Source organism: Frigoribacterium sp. AC759, from assembly GCF_979256015.1.
On record NZ_CEEDMT010000202.1, the window covers coordinates 1 to 235 of the forward strand.

General features: G+C 78.3%; 1 pseudogene. It reads left to right on the forward strand.

The window, feature by feature from the left end:
- Positions 1–235 (forward strand): annotated as a pseudogene (locus ACZ6JE_RS15660) (amidase); the annotation flags it as partial.

Below are 235 nucleotides of genomic sequence, written 5' to 3' on the forward strand. Positions count from 1 at the left end.
CGAGACCGCGGCCGAGCTGGCGAGGCTCGAGCCGATCACCCGCTGGCTGCTCGAGCAGGGGCGGCGGGTGACCGCCCGCGAGCTGGCCGCGACCCGCGTCGGGCTGACCGCCTTCGAGCGCACGGTGATCGAGCGCTTCGCGCCGTACGACGCCGTGCTGACGCCGACGCGCGCCCGGCTGCCGCGCCCGAGCGGCGGGTCCGTCGACGTCGACGCCGAGCGCACCGTCGGGCAG